The organism is Solitalea agri, from assembly GCF_023914155.1.
GTDB classification, from domain to species: domain Bacteria; phylum Bacteroidota; class Bacteroidia; order Sphingobacteriales; family Sphingobacteriaceae; genus Solitalea; species Solitalea agri.
Genome location: NZ_JAMWYS010000006.1, coordinates 71,884 through 84,950, shown reverse-complemented (window position 1 = coordinate 84,950; position 13,067 = coordinate 71,884). Strand labels below are relative to the sequence as shown.

Below are 13,067 nucleotides of genomic sequence, written 5' to 3'. Positions count from 1 at the left end.
AATTTATATTATCTATAAACCAATTATTAATATGAATAGAACAACTACAAGAAAAGGAATGATAGTCTTTATGTGGACTATGATTTTCGCACTCTCATTGAGTCATTACGCGTTCGCTCAATCCGCCCGGAAAATTACGGGTAAGGTTATTGACGACAAAGATTTGCAACCTATACCAGGTGCCATTATTAAAGTAAAGGGAACAAGTGAAGCGGTTTCAACCAACACTGATGGTGAGTTTACCATTCAAGCTAAGACTGGTGATGTATTAGTGATTAGTTTCTTAGGCTATATTGAACGTAGTGTAACTGTTGGTGCTGGTAATGCTTACAATATTAAGTTAGCTGAAACAGAAAAATCACTTGAAGAAGTTGTGGTAATTGGTTACGGTGTACAGAAGAAAAAATTGAACACTGGTGCTAACTTACAGGTAAAAGGTGAGGATATTCAAAAGCAAAATACCACCAACGTTTTACAAGCTTTACAAGGTCAAACCCCAGGTGTTCAAATTACATCTGTTTCAGGTCAGCCAGGTGATGCATTAAGCGTGATCATCCGTGGTAAAGGTACAATTAGCGGTTCAGGCCCATTATATGTTGTTGATGGAGTTCAAACCGGAGATATCTCTTATTTAAACCCTGCAGACATTGAGTCGGTTGACGTATTGAAAGACGGTGCTTCAGCAGCTATCTACGGTTCTCAATCAGCAAATGGTGTTGTATTAGTAACTACTAAAGGTGGTAAATCAGGTCAAAAATCTCAAATCACTTTCGATGCTTACTTCGGCCAGCAACGTTTAGCTAATCAGGCTCGTTTATTAAACTCAAAAGAGTATGCCACTATTATGAATGAGGCAGCTATTAACTCTGGTAAACAGCCATATTTTACTAACGATGGTATCTCTTCAATGGGTACTGGTACCAATTGGTTAGGTCAAATGTTTGTTGATCAAGCTCCAACACAAAATTATTCATTTGGAGCAAGTGGTGGAAGTGATGTCTCTTCTTATTCAGCTTCATTGGCTTATACTAGCCAACAAGGTATTGTAGGTGGCAAAGACTTATCTAACTACGAGCGTTATAATATCAGAATCAATTCTGATCATAAACTTTACAAAGACATTGTTACCCTTGGTGAGAACTTAACCTTTGCCTATGTAAATAACAATGGTATTGGTGTGGGTAACCAATATAATAACACACTTCGTAATGCATTTAATACTAGTCCGTTTGTACAAATGTATGATGAGGATGGTAATTTCTTTGATAATAGCAATTCTGATTGGAACAACGGTGAGGCGAACCCTTACGCTCAGATGTATTACAATAATCAGAATAGAAACAACAACCAGCGTTTATTAGGTAACCTATATCTGGGTGTTGAACCTATTAAAGGTTTGCGTTTCAGAACCAGTTTAGGATTAGACTATACAGCTTCTGAAGGCCGTTCATACTTGCCAATCTATAAACTTTCTATTTATTCATTCAATGATAACACCAATGTGTTTCAGGGCATGAATAAAGGGAGAGCCCTTACATGGGACAATCAGGTGAATTATAGCTTTAAACTGAACAGCTATAATAACTTTGAGGTAATGGCTGGTACTTCAGCTTATAGCACTGACGGATCAGGAGTAAATGCAAGTAATAAAGATTTAAGTATGACTGGTCTTGATTACGCCTGGTTAGATAATGCTACCAATTCAGAAGGTGCAAGAATGAGCACCGGTGGATATCCATACGCGCAGCAAAAAAGAATGTCATACTTTGGAAGGGTAATGTATAACTACAAAGAAAAATACCTTTTGAATGCTACATTCCGTGCTGACGGTTCATCTATTCTTGCTCCAGGGCATCGTTGGAACTTCTTCCCATCGGTTTCTGGCGGTTGGGTTATGACCAACGAAGACTTCATGAAAAATACAAGCTGGTTAAACTTCTTGAAATTAAGAGCTAGCTGGGGTCGCACAGGTAACCAAAACATTTCGCCTTACCAATATTTAGCACCTATTACTTCATCTAATACTAATTATACGTTTGGTAATGCAGAAGGAACTTTAACTCCAGGTGCATATCCTAGCCGTTTAAATAATGAGAATTTGACTTGGGAAACTTCTGAACAATCAGATATAGGTTTTGATGCAACGGTACTTAATAACAAATTAACTATTAACGCCGACTTCTATATTAAAACAACCAAAGACTGGTTAATTCAGGCGCCAATTTTGGCTTCTGCAGGTGCTGATGCTCCATTTATTAACGGTGGTAATGTGAAAAATAGCGGGGTTGAGTTAGCATTAACCTATCGTAACCATGCCGGTTCATTAAATTATTCAATTGGTGTGAACGGTGCATACAACAAAAATAAAGTAGGTGCAATCCCTACAGCTGACGGAATTATCCACGGTAACACAAATTCATTATACAATAACTCAGGTGAGTTTTACAGAGCTGAAAACGGTATGCCAATCGGATACTTCTGGGGCTTAAAAACCAATGGAGTTTTCCAAACAGAAGAAGAAGTTAATGCTTACAAAAATAAAAACGGTCAAAAAATTCAGCCTACTGCTCAGCCAGGTGATGTTCGTTATGTTGATTATAATGGCGATGGATCAATCGATGCTAATGATAAAACCATGATCGGTAATCCAAACCCAGATTTTACTTACGGGTTCAATTTAGCTGCTGATTATAAAGGTTTCGATATATCATTACAGGCTTCAGGCGTAGTTGGTAACGAGATCGTTCAGTCATGGCGCAATCAGGCTGATTCAAAAGCCAACTATTCAGCTGCCATTTTAGATCGCTGGCACGGTGCTGGTTCTTCATACACAACTCCTCGTGTAACTGAAGATAACAGAAACTGGACTCAGTTCTCTGATTTATACATTCACAAAGGTGATTATTTGAGAATCAACAACCTAACACTTGGTTATGATTTTGGTACCCTTGCTAAGAAAAGCTATTTAAGCAAAGTTAGATTATACTGCTCTGTATTGAATCTTTATACATTCACTTCATACAACGGAATGGATCCGGAAATTGGCTACGGAGAAGGATTCTCTCAAGGAGTTGACTTAGGTTACTATCCTCGTCCTCGCACAATTATGTTAGGTGCAAACATCAAGTTCTAATAACTGTGAATTTATAATTATGAAAAAGATAAAACTATATATACTGGCATTTTCACTCCTCTCAGCAGGGGCGTGTACAAATGATTTCCTTGACACCCAAATGAAAACTGGTTCAAGCGAGGAAAATTTTTATAAAACCACTGACGACGCATATAAAGCCCTGGTAGGTTGCTATGATGGCTTACAAGTTGTTTGGGCTTCAGGTATCAGTCTTCCGGTTGCGGCCGAAGTAATGTCTGACAATACGTTTGGTGGAACCGGTAACTCAGATGGTTTCGGGTACCAAATGATTGATGAGTTCGATAAAGGTCGTTCTCCTTCAGATCAAGACTTATTTGGAGATAACTGGAGTGCATATTATAAAGCTGTTTACCGTTGTAACATGTTCATCGGTAAAATGGATCAGATTGATTGGAAAGGTAACACAGATTTAAAAAATACGTACCTGGCCGAAACCAGATTCCTGAGAGCTTACTTATACTTCGATATGGTTAGACTTTGGGGTAATATTCCCTTGTTAACCGCTCCTTCCAGTGAGAATGTTCCTCAGGCTTCTCCTGAAGAGGTTTATAAGCTTATTGCCGAAGACTTGAAGTTTGCTGCTGATAATTTGCCTGCAGTAGCTTACGGAGCTCAAAGTGTAGCCAACCATGGCCGTGTAACTAAATATGCTGCTGAAGCATTAATTGGCCGTGTTTACTTGTATTACACCGGTTATTACGGCAAGCCAGACTTAGCTGGTGTTGTTGCTAAAGTTGATGCATTAGCTTATCAGGAAGATATCATTAATAATGGTGGTTATGGCTTGGTTGATAAATTTGAATATCTATGGCCATATTCATTGAATAATTATGCCGGTGAAGATAACAAAGAAACCATTTTCGCTATCAAATACACTTATACAAGTGATTACAACGGGAACACCGATGGTAACCATTGGATGGTAATGAACGGTATTCGTGAGCAGTGGAGCTATCCATATGGTAACGGATGGGGCGCTTGTACTGTTGATCCTAAATTATGGGCAGCTTACAGTGATAAAGATACCCGTCGTGCTGGTTCAATCATTTCAATTGCCGGCGAAGGCATCAATTTCACCAATCAGTCTAAACAACGCGAATACACTGGTCTTTATCAGAAGAAATACATTCCATTGGTAGATGCTGCAGGAAACAGTATTGCCGTGAGTAGTGGTGGTGTGAACTTTATGGTTGGCCAGTTCCAGGATTATGTTTCAATCCGTTATGCTGATGTATTGTTAATGGCTGCTGAACTAGGTAGTTCTAAAGCACAGAAATATTTTGATGATGTAAGAAAAAGAGCTTACGGAAGCAATTTCGTTTCGGTTGCAGTTAATGCCGCTAACTTGTTAAACGAGCGTAGATTAGAGTTTGCCGGTGAAGGTATTCGTTACTGGGATTTGTTACGTCAGGGTGTTGATGTAGCTGCAGCAACAATTGCTCAAACTACCGATGTATTGAACGGAGGAATTAAAACTACCAAAACAATTAATTCAGCTAACATTACAACCACAAAAGGTTTGCAGCAGATACCAAATACGCAAATTACTTTATCTAATGGCGTATTAAAACAAAATGCAGGCTGGTAAGCTGCCAATTTAATTAACTGAAAACGAACGTTAAACGGCAATTACAAAAAGCGTTTAGTCATTCTTAATGTAATTGCCAATACTTAACAATATTCGATATGAAACATTTAAAAAAATTCATCTGGGTTGTCCTTATCGGGATATCTTTCATTACTTCCTGCCAGAAGGAAACATATGATTTGGGCAGAATGCTCGATAAATCAGAAATAAAATTTGAAGTTGTTCAGGATTTAGTGACTGATCCGGGAGGTAACACAGTTATCTTGATAAATAAAACCCCTGAAACAGTTGCCATGTGGGATTACGGAACAGGTAAATCGAACCGTGACAGAGACACCATCAGATTTGCCTTTAAAGGTGATTATACCGTTAAATACTCAGCAATGACTGCCGGTGGTGTGGTTGAAATGGATCCTGTGACTGTTAAAGTAACAGCTGATAACCTTTCTTATGTGAACGATCCATTGTGGATTGCATTGTCAGGCGGACCTGGAAATGAAAAAACCTGGATCCTTGATATTAAAGCACAATATTTTGACGGACCATTGTACTTCTATGGTACCAACAATGGCTGGTTAGAAGGTGGCAACGCAGGTTGTTACGGAGCTGATTGCTGGAACTGGAATCCGGTTTATAAAGACAACACCTGGTTAATGGATAATGGCGATTACGGTACATTGACCTTTAACTTAAAAGGCGGTCCTTTTGTGAAAGCTAACCACTTAATGTTGCCTTCACGTGGACAAGAGTCAGGTACTTATTACCTGGATAAAGACAATAAAACATTGACAATGACAGGTGCAACTCCTTTACATGATGCAAATCGTGATGGTTGTGTGGCTGCCTGGGGTAATATCAAAGTAATGTCATTAACAGCAACCACCATGCAGTTAGCCGTATTGCGTACTTCATGTGAAGGTCCTTGTTTATTGGTTTACAACTTTGTATCTAAAGAATACTCTGACAATTGGACTCCACCGCCGCCACCAGTAGGTAATAACTTTGACGAAGGTTTTAATCCTAAATTTGAAACCGGGGAGTTGTTGAACATGATCACTTCATCTTCAATGCGTACATGGGCTCTTGATGCTAGCGGTAACCCTGTTGACTGGATCGGTAAAGGTAAAGGATGGACTACCGGTCAGGCTGATTCCAGAGATTGGGGTTGGAACGATAGCTGGGTAACAGCCGCTACCAACTCATGGATCAAGTTTGAGAAAAATGGTTTAAAATACACTCGTAACCAAAACGGTACGATTACTACAGGTACTTTCTCAATAAATGAAAGCACAAACGAGATTAATCTGGGTAGCAATACACTTATTCAAAACTCTGGCAGTTGGATGAATCCAACTCAAACCACCATTAAAGTAGTTAAAGCCTTTAAGGGGGATGAAGCAACAAAAGGAATATGGTTTGGAACAGCCTACGATTCTGGAAAAGATGAATGGTTGGCATTCCATTACATAATGCAATAATTTTTAATTTATCAGAGGTTATCTCAGTTTTATCGAGATAACCTCTTTATTTTCTGTGCCATGAGCTATAAAATTTTGTCACAGCAATGCTTAATTGCTGTTTTTGTTGCCGCTTTGTTTTCATCATGCAGTAAGGGCTCTTCAGATTCTGATAATCCTAATCCTGGCGGAGGCGATGACGATAATATTGTACCTCCAACAGAGGTAGCAGCATCTGCAACGTCTGGATTTTTTATGAATGACTGGGCACCTCGTAAATTTACAGCACCTCAGTATGATTTTATTACCGCACCATTAACCAGAGAAACGATTAAAATTACTGCCGATTATAGTCAGTCGGTTGCTAAGGTGTCGAAATACATTTTTGGTAATAATGCAAATCCATATATAGGGCAAATGGTTACGGAGCCGGTACTTTTAGGTCATCTAAAAGAGCTTTCTCCTAATATTATCCGTTTTCCGGGAGGTAATATTTCAAGTATTTATTTCTGGAATCGTAATCCAGGTGCAAAACCTGCCGACGCACCTGATAAATTGCTTTACGATAATAATTCGGTAGATGCAGGTTATTGGTTTGGTAATAATAACGAAGGCTGGACGCTGTCGGTGAATAATTATTACAATATGTTATCGCAGATAGGTAGTACAGGTATTATAACCGTTAACTACTCTTATGCCCGATATGGAACAAGTGATCATCCTGATCGCGTTGCAGCTCATTTGGCGGCTGATTGGGTTCGTGCCGATAAAGGTAAAACCAAATTCTGGGAGATCGGTAACGAAAGTAGCGGTCCTTGGCAAGCAGGTTACAAAATTGATGTTTCAAAAAATAAAGATGGCCAACCTGAAATTATCACCGGAACTATTTATGGTAAACACTTTAAAGTATTTGCCGATTCGATGCGTAAAGCTGCTACAGAAGTAGGTGCACAAATTAAAATTGGTGCACAGCTGGTACAATATGATGCCACCAATTCATGGAACGTTACAGACAGAACATGGAATGCTGAATACTTTGCAGCCGCAGGTGATTATGCCGATTATTATATTATTCACGATTATTATACCCCAATTGGCTCCAACACCAGTGCTGATGAAATTTTAAACTCTGCCGTAAAGATCTCTAAAGATAATATGGACAGGGTGAAAGCTTCAATGCAACAAGGAGGCGTTCTTCAAAAGCCTATTGCCTTGACCGAGTGGAACATTGGTGCCGAGGGAAATAAGCAAATGATCTCTAATCTTAATGGTCTTCATGCAGCTATTGTTTTAGGAGAGCTTGTGAAAAACAATTATGGTATGGCTTCTCGTTGGGATATTGGTAACGGTTATAACAATGGAAACGATATGGGCTCATTCAGTATGGGTGATGATGGTGACGGAGTAACCAAGTGGAGTCCTCGGCCATCGTTCTATTATATGTATTATTTCCAGAAATGTTTTGGCGACCGCATGTTCAGCTCATCAGTAAGTGGTTCAAATCCGAATATTTTAACGTACGCCTCAAGCTTTAGCGATGGTGGTGATGCCGGACTTGTGTTGGTAAACAAAGGTACCAGCAGCGAAATGGCTTCTGTTGAGCTGAAAAACTTTAAGCCGGGAGCACGCTATTACTATTATGTTTTACAAGGCGGAGAAGGAGGAGATTTTTCTCGAAAAGTATTGGTAAACGGACAGGGGCCATCAGCTCCAGGAGGTGGACCGTTAAACTATTCATCATTAAAAGCCAGATCGGCAAAATTACCCAGTTCATCGGTTAAACTTGAGTTGCCTGCTCGGTCAGTAGTTTACCTGATTATGGAAAAGGCTAAATAACAATAAAACCACAATAATGCATAAGATAAAGTATTTAAGTTGTATTCTTTTAGCAGTTGTAAATCTGCAAATAGCTGTTGCTCAAAATAATAGTCGAAAAATTGAATCATTTAATCAAAATTGGAAGTTCTATTTAGGCAATGCTACGAATGCCACTGAATCTTCTTTTGACGATGCTAAGTGGAGAACGCTTAATCTGCCACACGATTGGAGTATTGAAGGCAGTTTTAGTAAAGATCATCCTGCAACACCAGGTGGAGGAGCTCTGCCTGGTGGCACCGGATGGTATCGTAAAACATTCACCATTCCTCAAACCAGCAAGGGGAAGTCGGTATTTATAAACTTCGATGGTGTGTACCGAAATAGCGAAGTTTGGATCAATGGTCATTATTTGGGCAAACGTCCAAACGGTTATATCTCGTTTCAATATGATTTAAGTGATTACCTTAATTTCGATAAAGCCAATGTTTTGGTAGTTAAGGTTGATAATGCCGAACAACCAAATTCCCGATGGTATTCGGGTTCAGGTATTTATCGTAATGTATCGCTAATTACTACCGGCAAAGTGTTTGTCGATAAATATGGTTCACATATTACAACACCTGCAGTTAGTGAGCAAAAAGCAGAGGTGGTTGTAAAAACAACGCTTAAGAATAAGCTTAAAGAGTCACAAAAAGTAATTGTAAAAACTATTCTTTATAATGCTAAGGGGAAGACTGTTGCCGAAGCAACCGCATCGACTGTCCTGTCAGGAACATCAGCAGAAATTACTCAAAATTTCAATGTTGCTAATCCATCCTTATGGTCAGATGTTACACCTTCATTATACAAAGCGGTGACTAGAATTCAATCAGGTTCAGCTGTTTTAGATCAGTATGAAACCTCTTTTGGTATCCGTTATTTTTCGTTTGACAAAGACAAAGGATTTTCACTCAATGGAAAGCTATTAAAAATAAAAGGTGTTTGTAATCACCACGATTTAGGTGCATTAGGTTCAGCATTTAATGTAAGAGCTGCTCAACGTCAGCTCGAACTGCTTAAAAAAATGGGATGTAACGGTATTCGTACCTCTCATAATCCGCCAGCTCCACAATTACTCGATCTGTGTGATCAAATGGGCTTTATTGTAATGGATGAAGCTTTTGATATGTGGAAGAAGGAAAAGAATAAATTTGATTACCATTTGGATTGGGACGAATGGCATGTTCGCGACCTGGAAGATCAGGTAATGCGTGATCGTAACCATCCATGTGTATTTATCTGGAGTATTGGTAATGAGATTCCAGAACAATGGAGTAAAGAGGGTGACTCTACCGGTCGCATTATCGCTCGTGAGCTGGCATCGATTGTTCGTAAACTCGATAATCGACCAATCACTTCGGCTAATAATGAGGTGAATCCTTCTAACTCAATTATTCAGTCGGGAGCACTTGATTTAATTGGCTATAACTATAATCACGATAAATTCGGCAAGTTCCATGAAACGTATCCGGGTAAAAAGTTCATTGCCTCAGAAACGGTTTCGGCTTTACAAACTCGCGGGCATTATGATATGCCTTCAGATAGCATGCGTATTTGGCCAACTGCCTGGGATAAGCCGTTGCTAACCGGAAATGCAGATCTAACTTGTTCGGCTTATGACAATTGCCGAACTCCTTGGGGATCAACCCATGAAGAAACACTGAAGGTATTTGCCAATCTTGATCATGTATCAGGTATGTTCATCTGGACGGGGTTCGATTACTTGGGCGAACCAACTCCTTACCCTTGGCCGGCGCGTAGCTCCTACTTTGGAATTATTGATCTGGCCGGATTTCCTAAAGATGTGTATTACCTCTATCAAAGTGTATGGACTGACAAACCGGTATTGCACATTTTTCCGCATTGGAACTGGAAAGCCGGGCAAACGGTGGATGTTTGGGCTTATTTCAATAATGCCGATGAGGTGGAACTTTACCTAAATGGAAAGTCGCAAGGTGTTCGTAAGAAAACGAATGATGATATGCATGTGGTTTGGCGATTACCTTTTGAGGCTGGAACTTTGAAAGCTGTTTCGCGCAAAGGCGGCAAAGAAGTATTGACTAAAGAAATTTCAACAGCCGGAAAGGCGGCAAAAATCGTCCTTACCGCCGATCGGAATAAGATCAAGGCTAACGGAGTAGACCTTTCATTTGTTACCGCCAAAATTGTGGATGCTAATGGCAATATGGTTCCTGATGCTGATAATCAGTTATCATTTACAGTTAAAGGTGAAGCCTTTATTGCCGGTGTTGATAATGGAAGTCCAACCAGTATGGAATCATTTAAAGACACCAACCGTAAAGCATTTAATGGTTTGGCTTTAGCCATTGTTCAGGCAAAAAATAAATCTGGTAAAGTAATCTTTACCGCAAATGCGGAAGGTTTGCCTTCTGCAAGTTTAGAATTAATTGTTGAATAATATTTTCAGAATAGTTCAGCGGTTCTTGTCAGAGAGAACCGCTGTTCTAATCGTTTCGAATAGCATGAACTATAAATGAAATTGGCGAACGCAATTTTAAGAAGAACATCATGAGGATAACTCCATTACGCCATTTATTATTAATTGTAACAAGCTTTTTGGTGGTGTGCTGTAGCATTAAAGCTTCAGCTCAAAGTGTACAAGGGTTTGTAAAACCGAAACGTGGAATTACCAGTTGGCAACCTGCCGCTAATTGGGAGCATGCGTTATTAAGTGGAAATGGTACCATGGGAGCCTTAGTAATGGGGCAACCGTATGACGAAACCATTATCTTAAGCCATTCCGCATTGTATCTTCCTCAAAAACAATCTAAACAACCTATTGATCAGGCAAGCAGACTGGACGAAATTCGTAAGCTAATGCTGCAGGGTAAATATCGCGAGGCCAGCCTTATTCCTGTTGATCAACGTGCTAAAGAAGATTATACTGATGCCCGTGATCCTTTTATACCTGCATTTGATGTACGAATTGTTCAGCAACCATTAAATATTAAAAAATACCAACGATCAGTAAATTTTGAAACGGGTGAAGCAATTGTTGATTGGGAAAGTGATAAAGCCTCTTTCCAACGCAAGCTTTTTGTTTCTCGTACCGATAGTGTAATTGTTATCTCCATTAAAGGAACCGAAAAAATTAATTGTTCCATCAATTTCGAACATCGTCCAATTGACTGGCAGCAATGGCAATTTGTGAAAGAGGGGATAGGTGAAATGAAACCAGGTGCGTCGGCTCAATGGTTAACCTATCGCAGCAGTTTTAAAGTAAAAAACAAGAGTGGTCTTGAAGGTTACGAAGGAGTAGGCAGGTTGGTTTTAAGCGGAGGAAATTCTGAAGTAAAACATAATAAACTGATCATTAGCAATGCCGATGAGGTATTGTTGTTAATAAAAATTGTCCCTTCATATAATTATAATAATGCCCAAACTGATCAGTTAAAGCAGGTTTTGTTAAATACATCTGTCAACTATAATAAATTATTAACAAGGCATTTTATGGTTCATGGCGAACTATTTAATAGAATTAGGCTCAATCTGAATAGCGATTCTACTGAGCAGGCGCTGTTTACAGAAGAGCTTATTCTTAAAGCCAAACAACAAGTTCCTTTGGCAATTATTGAAAAGACATTTGATGCCGGAAGGTATAATATAATTAGCTCAACGGGGTATAATCCTCCGAATTTGCAAGGATTGTGGTCAGGTACATGGACAGCTCCCTGGACTGGTGGATTTACCAATGATGGTAATCTGGCTACGGCTGTAGGAGGTTTACTGCCTTGCAATATGCCCGAGTTGATGAATTCGTTTTTTAATTATCATGAGCGATTGATGAATGACTATAGGCAAAGTGCAGTCTGCTTGTACAATTGTCGTGGTATTCACATCCCGGCACAGGCAACTACAACTGGTTGGGATACTGATTTTGGCGAAACCTGGTGCCTTACATTTTGGACGGGTGCTGCCGGTTGGACCGCGAATTTCTTTAACGAATATTGGTTGTACACCGGAGATAAGACTTTCTTGAAAGAAAGAGCTTATCCATTCATGAAAGAGGCTGCATTGTTCTATGAAGATTTTCTAACCACTGGAGCTGACGGAAAGTTGGTTTTTAACCCTTCTTATTCTCCAGAAAATAATCCAGGTAATAACACATCACAGGCTGCATTAAATGCTACTATGGATGTAATGATTGCCAAGCAATTATTGCGTAATTGTATTGCTGCGGCTAAGGTTTTAAATACCGACCAGCAAAAAATAAAGAAATGGGAAACCATGCTGAATAAAATGCCAGCCTATCAGGTTGCATCTGATGGTTCATTCAGAGAATGGCTTTGGGAGGGTGTTGAAGAAAATCATAAGCATCGTCATACTTCACAACTTTATAGTTTATACGATCATGCTGATCCGGAGATTGTCAATAATCCAGTTTTAGTAAAAGCAGTTGGTAAAACGATTGAAGAAAAAATGAAGTTCCGGGTTGCCGAGGAAGGCGGAGAGATGGCCTTTGGTTTAGTGTTTTTGGGACTTTCTGCTGCACACGTTGGTGATGTAGAAAAAACAGCTGAAATTGTTAAATGGTTATCGAGCAAATACTGGTCAAATGGAATGGGGTCTTTTCATAATGTAGGCGCTTTGTTTAATACCGATATAAGTGGAGGATTACCTTATCTGATAACGCAAATGCTTGTGTATTCGGAGCCGGGATTAGTCTCGTTGCTACCGGTGCTTCCTACCGAATGGAAACAAGGGGAGATTGAAGGGGTTTTACTTCGTGGTCAAATTGAGGTGAAAAAACTTAGCTGGAATGGCAAAAAGGTGGAAGTGATATTAAAATCAGCAATTGATCAAAAAATAACATTAAAACTTCCGGCTAATTTCAGCTCTATTACTTCGGCTGATTGTCAGGTTAAAAACCAAAATAACCAATCAAATACTTGTAAGGTACAATTGACTGCCGGTAAGCCGGTAACTGTCACTGTATTGTTGAAATAATTTAAACTAAAATAGATAACTAAGCGTATTGCCTCATTTTTTA

At 39.4% G+C, this 13,067-nt stretch carries 6 protein-coding genes; all 6 read left to right on the top strand.

The annotated features are described in order from the left end of the window. Positions 1-31 precede the first annotated feature (31 nt). The 6 genes from NF867_RS01690 to NF867_RS01665 all read left to right on the top strand — a co-directional run bounded on the left by NF867_RS01690 (position 32) and on the right by NF867_RS01665 (position 13,024). A complete protein-coding gene (locus NF867_RS01690) occupies positions 32-3,133 on the top strand; it encodes a SusC/RagA family TonB-linked outer membrane protein (RefSeq protein ID WP_252585811.1) in 3,102 nt (1,033 codons plus the stop codon). Between the two features lie 19 nt (positions 3,134-3,152). After that, a complete protein-coding gene (locus tag NF867_RS01685; RefSeq protein ID WP_252585810.1) occupies positions 3,153-4,742 on the top strand; it encodes a RagB/SusD family nutrient uptake outer membrane protein in 1,590 nt (529 codons plus the stop codon). 98 nt (positions 4,743-4,840) lie between these two features. Continuing rightward, the gene (locus NF867_RS01680; RefSeq protein WP_252585809.1) at positions 4,841-6,220 is read left to right on the top strand and encodes a hypothetical protein; all 1,380 of its coding nucleotides are present in this window, start codon (positions 4,841-4,843) and stop codon (positions 6,218-6,220) included. A 60-nt stretch (positions 6,221-6,280) separates the two neighbouring features. Continuing rightward, positions 6,281-8,035, top strand: coding sequence for an alpha-L-arabinofuranosidase (locus tag NF867_RS01675; protein WP_252585808.1), 1,755 nt, complete (start codon positions 6,281-6,283; stop codon positions 8,033-8,035). Positions 8,036-8,051: 16 nt separating this feature from the next. Then, positions 8,052-10,475 (top strand): beta-galactosidase GalB, encoded by a 2,424-nt coding sequence (gene galB / locus NF867_RS01670; protein ID WP_252585807.1) that lies wholly within the window; start codon positions 8,052-8,054, stop codon positions 10,473-10,475. A 110-nt stretch (positions 10,476-10,585) separates the two neighbouring features. Further along, positions 10,586-13,024, top strand: coding sequence for a glycosyl hydrolase family 95 catalytic domain-containing protein (locus NF867_RS01665; protein ID WP_252585806.1), 2,439 nt, complete (start codon positions 10,586-10,588; stop codon positions 13,022-13,024). Positions 13,025-13,067 lie beyond the last annotated feature (43 nt).